Below are 16,229 nucleotides of genomic sequence, written 5' to 3' on the forward strand. Positions count from 1 at the left end.
AAAAGGCGGTGAAACACCGCCTTCAAGGTTAAAACCATCTTAACGGATTTTTTATCTACGCTGTACCACGATATTGCGCAGACGCTCGGTGGCAACACCAGCACGTTTGGCGGCGGCGACACCCAACAAGGTCACTTGATTTTCATCTGACAAGACCGCATCTTGTGGGATTTCGATAATCAAAGTGCCATCCTCCGTCATGCTGACTTCGATCTGACCGTTTTGACCGTTGTCAAACGTCACTTCCGCTTGAGTACGCTCGGTAATCACCGCATTCGCCAAGCTCGGCGCCGAAGCGTTCGCACCTTGAATATCCGAACGACTGGCACTAATGCTATTGCCACGGTCTTGAACCGTCACGAGACTATCCAGCACCAACTCATTGCCGGAAGCGGCAAAGATCGGCAAGCCTTCTAAGCTAACTTCTTCAGTACGAGGATTGGCTTCACCGAGATCCAATGTGGTGGTATTACCCACTTGCACAAAGTTGACCGGCACACGCTCACCCGCAATCACCAGGCCTGGTGGTTGTACAGCTGGCGCAGCTTGAGCCGGTGCCGGGCGCTGATCAATCACCAATCGATTTTGACCTGCTGAAGCAAGTAAGGTCACACCGGCATTGTTATTGATTCTCAATGAGGGAGCCGGACTGTTGCTATCCCCTGCGCCTTGCACCAGATTCACCTCGGTGTTGTTTTGATTATTTTGTTGATCAGCGACCTCAGAACCTGTGGTACTACCGCTCGAACCACTTGTATCGCCTGTACCACCGGTATTAATTGACTCAAAGAAAATATCAAACTCATCTGACTCCCACTTAAAAATAGGGTAGGCCCCTTGACTGGCAAGCCAGTCATTGTCAAAGTCCCATCTAGTCGTATCAGCAACACCCACCATATTTTCTCTAGCTTGTGCTCCTTGCATTTGAGCTTGGGTCAACTCCGTTGCATTTGTTACCGTTGGATACTCGCCCTCCACATACCCACCGATAAACTCAAGCACATCTGCTGTTGAATGATAATAAATATCTTCATAAACATCTCCTTCACTAGCGGAATAGCCAATAATTCCAATGGCTGTTGCATTAGAATCAATATGTGATACAGAACCAACAGCATAAATTTCTGTAATAGTTTGATCATTTGAAGATGTGTAGCCTGCGATCAAACCTGCAGCTTCTATCCCGTCACTCCTAGATCCATGTCCTTTTACATCAGCTTGAACATAGCCAAAATTCAAAACAGAGTTACCAGACAACCTTCCAACCAAACCACCAACTTGATTACTACCATCAACCCTACCAATAAATAAATTCCTTTCATCCAGTAAAGAGTTATCTCGTAATCTTCCGACTAAACCACCAACATATTCGCTCTCAACTGCTTTTATATCACCATCACGCACAGCGAGTTGTCGTAGTGTAATTTCGCCATTACCTCTGTTTCTCACTTCACCAGCAATACCACCGACATAACTCTGAGTGCCAAGTACTTCAATATCAAGATTTCTTATCATGACATTTTCAACTGATATATCTACAGTGGAACCACTCTCAGCCTCTATTAGACCTACTAAACCACCCACTCGTGCACCATTTGCATCTATGTCTAAATCATTGATTTCAATTCTTTTAAGGCTTATTTGAGCTGTCGCTCCAATTGAATGTTCTATAGACCCAATCAATCCACCGATATACCTGCCACTGCTTGAATCAATGCTTGAATTATTCAGTGTGATATTTTCAATCGCTACAGACTTACCATCTGCAACTTCAACACGACCCACTAAGGTTCCTATATCATCTTCAGATGTTTGCATTGAAACATTACTAAGCGTAAGGTTTTTAATACTTCCATCCGAAACAACACCAAAAAGTCCTTGTTGTCCATCGTCTGAATTGATGGTTAAGTTGCTAAGTGTGTTATTTTTTCCATCAAAGTTTCCAGAAAACCGAGTATAGTTATCGCCTATTGGCGTCCAGGTAACACCGTTTAGGTCGATATTATTCGACAACTCAAAATCAAACCCGCTATTAGCTACAAGATTAATGTTTTGTAGTTGTGTTGCATTTGTGATGGTATAAGCACTGCCATCGGCACCGGTTTGTTCGGCATTTGTTAAGCCACCCCAACCACTCGCAAAAAGGGTATCAAACTCGCCGATTCTGTCTTGTTTTCGGGTAACGTCAGTTAAATAGGGCAAGCCTTGCGCAACTTCGTAACCTTCTACCGCTGCTCCACGTCCTTCAAAGAAACTCCATATAAATGTATTCCATCCTGTGTAAGTTGCAGAGTCATACATATCAGCGAGAGTTTTACCAATACCCAATTCATTTGTTCCCGAATGTAATGCGTCACTGTTCCAGTAGCTATTGGTAATTGTATTGGGCGACCCGGGGCTCCAAAATCCAACCAAGCCCCCTACGTTATCAGTAGTGCCTGTCGCCACACCTGTTGCATAGCTATCAGTGATGTTAGAGTAGTGAGAGCGTCCAACCAGACCGCCAACATCATCTCGTCCATCAACATCGCCGATTGCATATGAATTGGTTATCGAAGGATTTTGAAGATTACCCACTAAGCCACCAACGTAACGATCACCTTTGACATTACCCGTTGCATACGATTCAGTAATCATTCCGTTGCTGCTGAAACTCCTGCCGACCAAACCACCGACATTGATTCCCGTGCCCGTCACATCAACAACGGCGTAAGATCGAGAGATATTTACAGTTTCTGCTATGCCAATTAATCCACCAACGCTTCCGCTTCCATTTACTGATCCAGAAGCAGAAGCGTTGTTTATTGTTGTGTTAATGGCTTGCCCCACAAGCGCACCGACTTGATTGCGACCAGTCACTGCTGCACCAACCAATCCCAAATTTGAAATTGTTACGCGATCTGAAGTTGATGCACCCGCTGTAAATCCAAAAAAACCAACATTGTCAGTAGCTCGGTTAATAGTCAGGTTGGAAATCATGTGACCGAGTCCATCAAAATGGCCTGTAAACTTTGTTGTGCTATTCCCTAGCGGAGTCCAACCTTTATTGGAGTCCCAACCTGCGGTAAATACAGCATTAATTGAGTTGGTGAGTGTATAGCTTCCACTCCATATGCTATTGTCTTCTAATAGCCATACTAAATTTGAGAGTGAGGCAATTTCATTGTTTGTCGTAGCCTCGGCAAAACCACCTGTATAGCGATGGGTAAGATAGCCACCATAGGTCAATTCAGAGGAGAGTACCCAGCTTTGTGAATCAGTGCCAAAGTCCAAGTGTGTGAAGTTGTTAGTATCTTTCATCTGGGCAGTTGTTAAACCAGCTACACCAGTAGGAGCACCACTGCCTGCAGCATTTGCACGACTAGAAGTCTGTGTATCCCAAAAGTTATCAGCTAAAGTTCCACCAGTGTAATTCCCAATAAATCCACCTTGATTAGAAGCTCCTCCAGTTGCTTGACCAACAGAATAGTTTCGACTGATGTCGCCTGATGAAAGCCTCCCAATAAATCCACCAACACCTTGATCCGCTGTGCCTGCTTGCGTTGCATTGCCTAGTGCGTAGCTATCGCTAACATCAGCACGCACCAGTCCACCAAAGCCACCAACTTGCCCGCGACCTGTTGATGTCGCATTGCCTGTCGCTAGGATATATCGATAACTTCCACCCTCTGCATCACCTACAAAGCCACCTACATTACGACCAGCAGCGGTTACATCCACGGCAGCACTACTGAAGCTTATGGTCAGAGGCGTTGCAAACCCGACAAAACCACCTGCATCTGATGCACCTGTTCCTGTAGCTACAACTTTTCCTGAAACATGTGCGTTTGTGATGGTCGTGGTACCGGTGGTTTTACCAACAAAAACACCCACCCCAGTGCGACCGGTCACATCAGCATTTAGAATATTCAGGTTTTGAACCGTTGCATCATGCAGCACACCAAAAAAACCAACATTTGCGTCATTTGCTTTATCTATCGACAGATTAAAGATGGTATGACCTAAACCATCAAAATGACCCGTATAGGAGCCAACAGGTGTCCAGTTATTCGTTCCGGTTAGGGAAATATTCGTTGAAAGTGCAAAGTTACCATTTAGGTTATTTTGAAGCTGATTATTTAAATCTGCACCCTCAGCATTGGTAATAGTGGTGAAGTGAATCGCTGTGCCATCTGAACCCAACTGCGTAGTGAAGTTGGTTGGGGTTGAACCGTTATTACCATTAGCATTACCACTGGCCTGCAAGCTGACTGGTGCGTTGATCAGGTAATAGGCTTGCTGATCATCAATTGTGCCATTGGCAGACCCTTGCCCATATTCCAGCACCAACTTTCCACCATCGCCTTGGCTGGCATCAATCGCTGAATTGATTTCGATATTGCGAATCGCATTTAGCGTCAGGGTATTACCGCTTGACCAGGTGATTTCGTCATTAACAAAGATGTCGCCATTGCCTGAGTTTGAGCCTTCCACACTTTGAATCGTGACATTGGTCGTACCCAGGTTAGTTGAAAGCTGTGTACCGGTAATATCACCACCACTGGCCGCAACTGTGTAATCATTCGGATCAATCAACCATTCCCCAGTTTTGCCGTTTTCGGCTTTGGTGGTGACTTGCAGGCCTGGTTGGATTTGTACATTCGCCGCAGAGGTTTCTATAAAACCACCATCGCCGGTTGTTGGCGCGCTGGCATCCAAGGTACCGCCGGCAATCACTTGACCTTGAGTCATACCACCCATCAGCATAATGCGTCCGCTGGCATCGGCTTGCAGGGTTTGCGCTTGGATAATGCCGGTGTTATTGACCACGTTGCGGTAGATGTCGTTTTGCGCTTGGGTGGTCATTATGACAAAACCGCCATCGGCTTGAATCAGGCCGCCGTTTTGGGCTAGGGCATCAATCACGCCTTGTTCCACAGTGACGGTCATTAAACCGTCGCCAGTGAAGTCGAGCGTAACCTGGTTACCGGCGGCGAGGGCGACGTTGCCGTGGTCGGCGTGAATCTGGCCTTGGTTATTCACTTGATTGGCAATGAGTGCGACCACCCCGCCCTTGGCGCGGATGTTGCCAAGGTTTTTGATTTGGCCGTCACTTAACCCCAGGTTTTTGAAGTTGAGGGTGTTGTTTAAAAAGTCTTGGTCACTGATTTCGAGTGTTGAAGCAATTAAGCCACCAACATCGACTTGGGCGTTTTGTCCGAACAATATGCCGTTAGGGTTAATCAGATAGACGTTGCCATTGGCATTGAGGTTTCCGAGGATTTGGCTGGGGTTGGTGTCGTTAATGCGGTTGAGGGCGGCACTGTTAGAGCCGGGTTGGTGGAAGTTGACCGTTGCACCGGCACCGATATTAAAGCTGTTCCAGTTAGTAATGAGTTTATCGGTGGTTTGATGGATATTCATCACATTACCGGATTGGTTAATCGTGGCATTACCGTGGGTGACGTTGCCACCGGTGGGCAAGGTGCCCGGGTCAAGGGCATGCGCAACACCACCAAAACCCAACATCAGCGCGGCCACCGCGCCGACTATACCGCCTTTGCGTTTGCCCTTGCCTGGGGCGATTTCAGCGACAGCAATAAACATTTGTTTGGCATCAGACCAGACTAGACGATAGGTGTGGTTGAGCGAGGCGCGTTTGATTTTGCTGTTTGGGTGTTGCATGACTTGTTCCTCATAATAGTATTTTTCAAATTAATATTACAAGAAACAGTTTTAGAGTTTTCTGACATTTTCTGATATTTTGGCTTTTCTGCTGACTTCCGGCCTTTCAGACTATAAGCTATACAAAACAACCAACGAGCCTAACCCTGCGATGCCGATACTTCCTTTAAGTTTTGTCCTACAACACAGCCAGCACGCGCTCAACCAGCAGGACTATCCAAAAGCCAAACGCGGCTTTAACCGCCTAGCCAAACATAAAACCTTTCGTCACCAGGCCTGGTGAAGCAGGTCGAATCAGGTTGTCAAATAAAAAACCGGGGTTAGACCCCGGCTAGATTAGGATTTTACACGGTTTTAAGAACGTGCTTAAGCTTGTCGATTCGCGGGTGAACTCTGACGAATCACCACCCCTTTGAGTTTATCGACAGTCACGCCCATGGTTTTTGCCGCCGCAATCGCAATCAGCGTGACTTGGTCACTCTCTGTCACACTGCCTGATGGGGTTTCAACAATCAATACCCCGTCTTCGGTTAGGCTGACTCGCACCGCGCCCAAGCCACCGACTTGAACCTGAGTACTTTGCACAATCGTTGCATTTGCTATATTGGGTATCGCTACCGTTGCGGTGTTAGCATCAGCCACTGGTGTACTGGTAATCGCGCCACCGGTATCTTCCACCGCCACTAAACGACTCAACGACACGCTATCACCACGGCTACTAAATACCGGTAAACCACTAGCTGACGCGCCTTCACCACTATTTGTCGCTAAACTCAAGGTACTGGTACCACCGACTTGAGTAAAATTAAAACCAATCCGCTCTCCGCCAATCACCAGCCCAGGCCCGGGCGCACCTAAACGTTGATCCACAACAAGGTTATTGCTACTTAAACTCGCTAATAGCGTTGAACCGGCGTTTTGATTAATAGTCAAACCTGGCTCTACTGAGCCTGTGTCCGTTGTATCAGGCTGGTTTTGCGGATTATCGCGAACAGGTTCTGTAACCGTGGTGCCAGTACCCGTTCCACTTGATGTACTTCCTCCGTCGCCTCCAGGCATTGCGCCAATTACCCATACAGCTGGCCCATAATTGCCAGGCAAATCCCACGCTAATCGAGGATAAATCTGACCCAAGCTTGTATCTTGAACTATATTCCATCCTTCAGAGCCATCTTCAAACGTAGCTAAGGATTGCAGCTCGGCCGTGGTTTTGCCATACGTCGCTTCATCCGTCATACCGCTATTTACAGTTTTATCAAAATAGCTGTTAGTGATATTGCCCTCATTAAACCCAACTAAACCACCTACATCACTGCTGCCTATTACTTTTCCTGTCGCGTAACTTTCATCAATAGATCTCTTTCTATCAAGAAAACCAACTAAGCCACCGACTTCATTATCACCTACTACAGCTCCGTTTGCATAGCTTTGCTCGATAGTGCCAATTGCGAACCCAACAAGACCACCTACCGAATTCGAGCCAAAAACATTACCACTTGCATAGCTTTGTTTAACACTACTGTTTAAAAATAACGCACCAACTAGACCACCACTTTTTTCACCTTTATTCGTTTCATTGCCAACATTACTAGTAGAGTAAGATTTCTCAATTTCACTTGAGTCAGCCCGACCAACTAAACCACCGACAAATTGGTTACTAGCCGTTACATTGCCTCCAACAGAATAGCTTTGGTAAACACGACTATTTTCCAAAAGACCTACCAATCCACCGACAAATTCGTCACCTTTTACACTAACATCAATAAGTCCAACATTTTTTATAGTGGCACCATCTGTCCAACCAAACAATCCTATACCCACACCTGTGCTATTAATCTCAAGATTTGATATTGTGTGTCCATCCCCATCAAAAACACCTGAAAATTTGTTATCAAAACTGTTGCCTATTGGCGTCCAGGTAACACCGCTTAGGTCGATATTATTCGACAACTCAAAATCAAAGCCGCTATTAGCTACAAGATTAATGTTTTGTAGTTGTGTTGCATTAGTGATGGTATAAGCCCCATCACCATCCGCATCACCCCAGCCACCTGCAAACAAAATCGTCGGTGCTGCTTCTCCCCAACGATCTTCAACTCGTGTCACATTTGTTAAATAAGCTAAACCTAAACCACCACCATACTCATACCCTTCTACTGCCGCACCTAACCCTTCTCTTGGGAAGGACCAAATATTGCCCGTAGTGTCCCAACCTGCATCCGTGAAAGTTGAAGGTGTCAATAGCTCTTCTTGTGTTTTAGCTTCACCTGCTCCACCCGATATGTGTGTGTTACCTTGGCTATACCAAAAGCTGTTGTTGATATTATTCGTACCTTCATTGACACCAATCAGCCCACCTAAGATATTGCTACCTGCACCACTAACTGAACCTGTAGAGAAAGTATTTGTTACTATTGCACCATCGTTTACTTTTCCTATAAGGCCGCCAACTCCTGTATTAGAGCGACCATTCACATCACCCATCGCGTAACTATCTGATACCGTGCCGTTAGCCAAGAATCCAATCAATCCACCTGCTGTGCTTGCACCTGTACTTTGACCATTATTAGCGGCAACTTCTCCCATGGCATAACTAAGTTCAACATTATTTGCTCCATACTCTACTACACCGATTAGGCCACCATGAAACCTATCATTATCTGTTCCAGAAGCTCCGATAGTATCTCCTGTCGCAAAGCTCTGAGAAACTGAAGAGCCATTTATAAGCCATCCTACTAGTCCACCTACACGATTGATCCCTGTGACATTACCTGTAGCATGGCTTTGCTCAATTACAGAATCCCAGCCAGATAAGCCGACCAAACCGCCGACATTTGCACCATTTGCTGTCACATCACCAGTCGCATAACTTTCACTAATCTGACCACCCATCTTATTTGTACCAACAAGCGTACCGACAAGCCCACCTATATTAGATGCTGCTGTACTAGCATCAAGACCGCCAAAAACATCGCCCGTCGCATAGGAATTTATAATCTTACCAACTTTATCGCCACCAACTTCTTTACTACCAACCAAACCACCGACATTTTCATTACCTCTAACAGTGCCGGTTGCGTAACTATTGCTGATTTCCGCGTCTTCACTCTTCCCAACCAAGCCACCAACATCGGCTGTACCCTCAACATCAATGGATGCGACAGAGTCTATTAAATCTGCATTCACGACACTACCGAATAGGCCTCCTACGGAGTTAGTACCGGTCACACTGCCCGCCTGCCCAACAACACCTTCAATCGTATCACTGGCATTGGTTAGCCTTCCGACCACCAACCCAACATTTGCATCACCGATTACCTGTCCAGAAACCGTAATATTTTTGATGGTTGCAAGGTTTGTACTGCCGAACAAGCCGACAAAACTCTCGCCAGGCCGGTTAATGTATAAGTCACTAACGCTAAAACCCGCACCATCGAAATTACCCTTGAAACTACCTAAAAGACTATTTGGGTCTGCACCTATTGGACTCCAGCCCTTTCCTCCATTGGCACTCGTACCAGCCTGATCACTATAACCTGCAGAAGCACTGTTCAAACCGTTGGATAGAACAAAATCATAACCTTCAGTTAATACAATATTGATGTTTTGTAGCTGATTCCAGTTAGTGATGGTGTAGGCACTGCCATCGGCACCGGTTTGTTCGGCATTTGTTAAGCCACCCCAACCACTATTGAAAAGTGTCGAAGCTGTGTCTCTATCTTCTACCCTAGTCACGTTGGTTAGGTAGGGTCTAAGAGTGCCATAACCTTCTACTGACACTCCCTCAGCAAGTGTCCAAATGCCAGCACCTGACCAGCTTGAAAAAGTTGAATCTAGTTTCATCTCTGCGGACGACATAACCGTGCCGCCTGCGCTTACGTCTTTTCCTGTTGATTCTTTATCCCAATAACTGTTGTTAATGATATTTGTACCACCATTAAAGCCGCCAACTAACCCTCCGACATTGGTGGCGTTAGTATTGGCTACCAAGCCAGTGGCGTATGTATTGGATACTGTCGTACCAGCAATTCCACCAATCAAACCACCTACGAACGGCTGATTATTGGTGGACGTTACCGAGCCTGTGGAATAACTATTTGTTATCGATGAAGCTGCCCCTGTTGCATAACCGACTAATCCACCTAAGCTACCATGAGGGCCTTCCACTGAAGCTTGACTGTAGCTTTGTGTAATAGTTGAGTTGTGAAGATAACCGACCACACCCCCCACCTGAGTATAGGTAGAATCCAAAGTTCCGTTAACCTGTCCATCCGTTGACACGTTTTGAATACTCGTATTGTTAAAAGCCGCCCCGACAAGACCGCCAACACGATTAACTCCGATGACATCAATATTTATTAAGTGAATATTTGAAATCTGCGCATTATCAACCGAACCAAATAATCCAGCACCTTCACCGGCCGTTTTATTGACAGTTAGGTTAGAAATAGTATTTCCAAGCCCATCAAATTGACCTGTAAATCTACTGGAATCTTCACCTATTGGTGTCCAAGTTACGCCAATGAGATCAACATTTGATCCCAGTTCATAGGTTCCCTGAACCGCAGTGTTCATCCATTGCAGTTGCTCGGCGTTGTGGATAACAACCTTACCGTTACTATCGAATTGAACCGCTGAATGATTATTTAATGCGTCAAAATAAACCCCTCCACCGCTGATATTGGTGTTTTCGATTTTAGCGTTGACGTAGATATTGTTATGCGCGTCTAAGGTCAGACTAGTATTGGCGTTCCAAACAATATTGGCACTGACGGTGATATTTCCGTCGTCGCTGCCATCAGCAGGTGTTTGTAGCGTTATATTGCTGTTTGCCAAGTTGGCAACAAGGGTATCAGCACCAATTGACGAACTGCTACTGGTCACGGGATCACCTGCAAAATCGCCACCTGCTCCGGAAACAATTTCAATGTCCGTCGGGTCAATTAACCATTCCCCAGTTTTGCCGTTTTCGGCTTTGGTGGTGACTTGCAGGCCTGGTTGGATTTGTACATTCGCCGCAGAGGTTTCTATAAAACCACCATCGCCGGTTGTTGGCGCGCTGGCATCCAAGGTACCGCCGGCAATCACTTGACCTTGAGTCATACCACCCATCAGCATAATGCGTCCGCTGGCATCGGCTTGCAGGGTTTGCGCTTGGATAATGCCGGTGTTATTGACCACGTTGCGGTAGATGTCGTTTTGCGCTTGGGTGGTCATTATGACAAAACCGCCATCGGCTTGAATCAGGCCGCCGTTTTGGGCTAGGGCATCAATCACGCCTTGTTCCACAGTGACGGTCATTAAACCGTCGCCAGTGAAGTCGAGCGTAACCTGGTTACCGGCGGCGAGGGCGACGTTGCCGTGGTCGGCGTGAATCTGGCCTTGGTTATTCACTTGATTGGCAATGAGTGCGACCACCCCGCCCTTGGCGCGGATGTTGCCAAGGTTTTTGATTTGGCCGTCACTTAACCCCAGGTTTTTGAAGTTGAGGGTGTTGTTTAAAAAGTCTTGGTCACTGATTTCGAGTGTTGAAGCAATTAAGCCACCAACATCGACTTGGGCGTTTTGTCCGAACAATATGCCGTTAGGGTTAATCAGATAGACGTTGCCATTGGCATTGAGGTTTCCGAGGATTTGGCTGGGGTTGGTGTCGTTAATGCGGTTGAGGGCGGCACTGTTAGAGCCGGGTTGGTGGAAGTTGACCGTTGCACCGGCACCGATATTAAAGCTGTTCCAGTTAGTAATGAGTTTATCGGTGGTTTGATGGATATTCATCACATTACCGGATTGGTTAATCGTGGCATTACCGTGGGTGACGTTGCCACCGGTGGGCAAGGTGCCCGGGTCAAGGGCATGCGCAACACCACCAAAACCCAACATCAGCGCGGCCACCGCGCCGACTATACCGCCTTTGCGTTTGCCCTTGCCTGGGGCGATTTCAGCGACAGCAATAAACATTTGTTTGGCATCAGACCAGACTAGACGATAGGTGTGGTTGAGCGAGGCACGTTTGATTTTGTTATTTTTTGTGTTCATGTTAAATTCTCCCTATCACCTTAGAATCGCGCCATGGCTTGTAGCCAGAAGCGACCATCATTTTTTTGTCCTTCAGAATCGCGGCCCGTTGTACTGCGATTATCGACCTCGTCATTCGCTTTATGTGCATAACTGGCACGGACTGAAATGTTTTGGCTAAAGCTCCAGTTTGCACCGACACCGACACCCGTTATGCTGTAGCTGTTTTTGCCATTATCATTCGCTGGGACATAACTATCCCATTTAGCGGCTTGCAGCGTAATTTCGCCGTGATCCACAAAGGCAACTAACTGCAACTGACCATTAAATACCGGCTGAGGTAGGTCATAGCGTCCTTCTAAGGTGAGTAAATAACCCTTATCACCTGAAGCTTCACCACCGGGATAAGCGCGCACGCCATTTGGACCACCTAGTGAGAACTTTTCGGCTGAGTCTAGGTTAGTGGTACTAAATTGAGCATTCGCAGTGGCTAATAGACTGGTACGTGCCGTTAGTTTTTGTAAACGGGCGATATTTAAAACTGATTTGGTAAAATCACCGTGGGTTGCTGGGCCTGTTTGATCTTGTTCAAAATCACCTCGGTTGCCTTTACGATTTAAGTGCCCCGAGCTAAAACGAATGCCATAATTAGTTAAACCACCGCCACCAAACTGATCCAAACGGTCGCCGTTCAAACCTATCGTGGCCGTGTTATAAACACGGTCCCTAATCTGTAGGCTAAGCTGTCTATCTTCCAGTTGTTTATAATCAAAACCCGCTGTCGCATAAAGGTTATTCAAGCGGCTACGAAATATTGGATAACGCAATTCCAAGCCTGCTGTTCGTGCACTACCTTCAAAGCCATCACCCTTAAGCTCTCGCCCCAATTCATATTCTAGGTAACTTATGTGCGTGTTTAGCATTAAACCGCTGTAACCCACTGGCAAGCTATAACCTAAACGCGCATATTTAAGTGCGAGGTCCTCAGTAAAGGTTTCAGTACTCACACTGGCCATTAAACTGAGTTGGTCACCCATGCCAGCTAGATTATTGATATTGCCCATCGCATTAGCGCGCCATTCTCCGGTGTAGCGGTTGCCGTAATTATCTACCCAAGCCGCACCAGTATAACGCGGCGTGGCATCGAGTAACACATTCACGCGGGTGGTGCCGACTTCACTGCCCGCTTGTAAGTTTGAGCGCGCCGCCACACCTGCTAAATCGTTAAAAATAAGCAAACCGCGCTCTAGTTGATTGGCTTGCACGACACCGCCGGAATCCGCTTTAAGCGCATGATTGAGCGTGTTTACGATACGCTGTTCGCTAAGGTTAATTTCAGTGTTCTCAATGACATGGCTCCAGCGTCCATCACCGTCAATACGTCCGGGCTGAATTAGAATCAATAAATCGCCTTCACTAATGTCTTGTTCTGGCAAATAGGCAAAAGCCAAAAAATAGCCTTTATTTTTGAGATATTCCGTCACACGATCGGCAATATGTTGCAGGCCATTGAAGCCCAAAGATTGGCCAATTTGATCATTCACCAGGTTTAGTAATTCTCGCTCAGTGGCCATGCCTTCATAGCCTTGAAAACTTATCGAGCGTAGTTGAATCGTGGCACCCGTGTCTGGTAAGGGGGCGGGTAATCGACTTTGCGCATCGGGCAAGCGATCTATACCGCGCTGCTGGGTTTCAATATCGCGCAACAGTGAACCGGCGTCTGGGGTTTGCGCTAAGACCGGCGTTACCAAGGCGGCAGTAGTTAATACGAGTAATGTTTTAGAGGCGTTGATTTTTTTCTTGTGCATAATTTAGCGTCCTTAAGTATTTGATAAACTTAATTTAGCAAAATACACCTTGCACAATTCTGATAAATTCTGTCAGAAAGACGATTATTTGACTGATTGCCAGATATAACCTAATCCGTGCACCGTTTCTAATGGCATGGCATGTTGAGCCACTGCATCAACCTTGTTTCGGATACGATAGACTGCCGAATCGAGCGCCTTGGGGTCATAAGTATCGTAATTTTTATTTAACGCATTCATTAGCATTTCTTTGGACACCAAGCTTCCAGCATGGTCAATTAAAAGCGCCATCATAATTGTTTCTCGTGCTGTCAAGGTTATTTGAATACCAGCAGGACAGATCAATTGATTACTCACCAAAGACCACTTCATCTGTGCTGACAGATTTTTATCCTTGGCAAGACTTTGCTTAGTGCGCGCATAATGCGCTAAGATCGCCAACAACTCATCCAGATCAACCGGTTTTGGCAAGTAATAATCCACATCTAAATCAAACGCCGCAATTCGGTCTTTTACACGCCCTAGCGCACTCATAATGAGCAGCAGGCCTGCATGATGATCTTTAATTTGATTGACCACCTCGAGTGCGTCGCCATCGGGCAATAAACGGTCAAATAACACCGCATCGAAAGTTTGCTCGTTAATCAATGCTAAACTATGCCTAATATCGAATGAAATTTGCACAGCATAACCCCGTTTAATTAAAAACCGTTGCAGCTGGTAAGCCAAATCTTCTTCATCTTCAATAAGCAATAGTGTTAATTTTGAGGCGGGCGAATCTTGCACCTTCATTCTCTCCTAACGTTTCCGCGTCTGTTTGCAATAAGCATGGGATTAGTGTTATTTAGCCTGGCTACTTTGCTGCGGGCTGATAACCTCCAGTGTCATCCGTACCAAAACCTGCCACATCATAGCATGATATTTTTTGATGCTTCGGCTGCGCTAGACTTTGACGACATTCAAACCATTGAATTTACCGAGCCATATTCAGCAAAAGCGCTGGGATTAACGCGCAATGCGGTCTGGATAAAAACCCACTTTAATCCGAAGCAGGCCTGCTTAACGCCAAGCTGGTATTTGCAGTTTGGTAATCCGTTTTTGGATTACATTGATGTGTATATTTTACAAAATAATAGATTACTAGCGCACCATGAACTGGGAGATCGACGTAGCCGCCCTGCTGACCTGCCCCCGCAACGCTTACCCGCCCTTCCTTTAAGTCCCTATTTACATGCAGACGCCGCTGATGAGTTGGTCATTTTTGCTCGCTTAGCGTCGCAAAACTCGATCGCAACCCATATGGTTTTTATAACTCAGGCTCAGATACAGGCACAAGAATTGCCGGTGCTGATATTATCTGCGTTTGTTGCATCTGCTTTAATATTACTGCTCGTTTTTAGTATTATTTTGTGGGCACTCACCCGTCAAGCCGCTTTACTTTATTACATTGTTATGTTATTAAGCTATGGCTATATTTTAGCAACGGTATACGGCTGGATGCATCTCTTTGCCTTACCCAGTGACCCTTGGATCTTAATAGCACAGCCTGTCTTAATTTTAAGTTTTCTACTGCTGACTAATGCCATACTTGCCATTAACCAGACCTATAAAAAACTTTATCAAGTCCTTTTAGCCATTGCTGTTTTTTTGGTCGTCCTTAGCTTAATAAGCGGCCTAATGGATAACTTGCAACCCGCTTTAAAAATCGTTCATAGTCTAGGCGTAATCCTACTATTCATCCTACTGGTGATAAGTGGTTTGATGTTTAAAAACAATACCATTGCCAAGTTCTATTTTTTAGTATTTGGGGTAATGATCTTTGCCTTAATCTTAAGAATCATGGCCATCTATAATTTTGTGCCCGCTAACTTTTTTCTAGCGCACCTATTTTCGTTTATGATCCTAATTCAACTCATTATTTTGTTTTTTGTCACCCTAGGCTTCTACTACAAACATTATTTGGGCTTACTAAAACAACAACAACAATTACAACTTGAACAAGAGCTGGTCAGTCAACGCAAGTTGTTTTTGCGCCTGCTGTCTCATGAGTTTATGACCCCCTTAGCCATTGGTAGCGCAGCGGGTCGCAATTTAGCAGACGATCTTGATGACTTAGCTAAACAAAATGTGGCACCTCATATCGTTCGTCAAATGCAACAAGACTTACACACTCAGCAACGTGCTCGTCAACGCCTACAGGACTTGGTCAACCAGTGCTTAGAGGCTGACTATGAGGTGAATCGTTTTGAAGAAGGTTACACAACACTGGCTAAATTCAGCCGAATCTTTTATCAAAATCTTAATAAAATTGACCAACGGCCACGTATTATTGTGGAATGGGGTTTTGAACCAGAGCAGCTTTCAGAACAACATAGCGCCCTGCGGATTAAAGGCGATGCCGAGCCGCTGGTAATGGCGCTGAATATGGTGGTGAATAATGCCTTAAAATATTCCAAACAGGATCAAAACGTAATCATCACTGTTTCACTTGATAAGGCGCAACTCACCATTGCGGTGCGCGACTTTGGTATTGGTTTTGATCAAGATAAAGAAATCACCCAGGCTTTCAAACGCGGGCGTAATACTCAGAGTACGTCGGGATTAGGACTAGGCTTATTTATTAGCCAAGATATTTTGCAACGCTATCATGGCGAGCTCACGATCAAACCGCAACAACCTGGCAGTTTAGTGAGTCTATGTATTCCTCTGAGCATTCCATTAGATAGCAAGTAGGTAGATTTG

At 45.8% G+C, this 16,229-nt stretch carries 6 protein-coding genes; 2 read left to right on the forward strand and 4 right to left on the reverse strand.

All coding sequences use genetic code 11. The features are described from left to right. Window positions 1–51: 51 nt before the first annotated feature. The gene (locus tag THIAE_RS08285; protein WP_025299383.1) at window positions 52–5,664 is read right to left on the reverse strand and encodes a two-partner secretion domain-containing protein; all 5,613 of its coding nucleotides are present in this window, start codon (window positions 5,662–5,664) and stop codon (window positions 52–54) included. A 151-nt stretch (window positions 5,665–5,815) separates the two neighbouring features. Here THIAE_RS08285 and THIAE_RS10975 point away from each other — a divergent pair, with 151 nt between their 5' ends. After that, window positions 5,816–5,947 carry a hypothetical protein gene (locus THIAE_RS10975; RefSeq protein WP_006461109.1) on the forward strand — a complete coding sequence of 44 codons (132 nt, stop codon included), beginning with the start codon at window positions 5,816–5,818 and terminating at the stop codon, window positions 5,945–5,947. A gap of 83 nt (window positions 5,948–6,030) precedes the next feature. Here THIAE_RS10975 and THIAE_RS10640 read toward each other — a convergent pair whose 3' ends face one another. The 3 genes from THIAE_RS10640 to THIAE_RS08300 form a co-directional block, all read right to left on the reverse strand. After that, complete coding sequence (locus THIAE_RS10640) at window positions 6,031–11,700, reverse strand: GLUG motif-containing protein (RefSeq protein WP_025299384.1); 5,670 nt, start codon at window positions 11,698–11,700, stop codon at window positions 6,031–6,033. 20 nt (window positions 11,701–11,720) lie between these two features. After that, window positions 11,721–13,487 (reverse strand): ShlB/FhaC/HecB family hemolysin secretion/activation protein, encoded by a 1,767-nt coding sequence (locus THIAE_RS08295; protein ID WP_006460988.1) that lies wholly within the window; start codon window positions 13,485–13,487, stop codon window positions 11,721–11,723. An 84-nt stretch (window positions 13,488–13,571) separates the two neighbouring features. Next, window positions 13,572–14,273, reverse strand: a complete 702-nt coding sequence (locus THIAE_RS08300; RefSeq protein ID WP_006460987.1) for a response regulator transcription factor — start codon at window positions 14,271–14,273, stop codon at window positions 13,572–13,574. Between the two features lie 42 nt (window positions 14,274–14,315). Here THIAE_RS08300 and THIAE_RS08305 point away from each other — a divergent pair, with 42 nt between their 5' ends. Next, entirely contained in the window at window positions 14,316–16,220 is a 1,905-nt protein-coding gene (locus THIAE_RS08305) for a sensor histidine kinase (protein ID WP_006460986.1), read from the forward strand. Window positions 16,221–16,229 lie beyond the last annotated feature (9 nt).

This window comes from Thiomicrospira aerophila AL3 (assembly GCF_000227665.2).
Taxonomy (GTDB): domain Bacteria; phylum Pseudomonadota; class Gammaproteobacteria; order Thiomicrospirales; family Thiomicrospiraceae; genus Thiomicrospira; species Thiomicrospira aerophila.

What these genes read in the sequence shown, in the direction of transcription:
- THIAE_RS10640 (WP_025299384.1), bottom strand. Translation starts at nt 11,700, where the DNA reads ATGAACACAAAAAATAACAAAATCAAACGTGCCTCGCTCAACCACACC.
- THIAE_RS08285 (WP_025299383.1), bottom strand. Translation starts at nt 5,664, where the DNA reads ATGCAACACCCAAACAGCAAAATCAAACGCGCCTCGCTCAACCACACC.
- THIAE_RS10975 (WP_006461109.1), top strand. Translation starts at nt 5,816, where the DNA reads ATGCCGATACTTCCTTTAAGTTTTGTCCTACAACACAGCCAGCACGCG.
- THIAE_RS08295 (WP_006460988.1), bottom strand. Translation starts at nt 13,487, where the DNA reads ATGCACAAGAAAAAAATCAACGCCTCTAAAACATTACTCGTATTAACT.
- THIAE_RS08305 (WP_006460986.1), top strand. Translation starts at nt 14,316, where the DNA reads ATGGGATTAGTGTTATTTAGCCTGGCTACTTTGCTGCGGGCTGATAAC.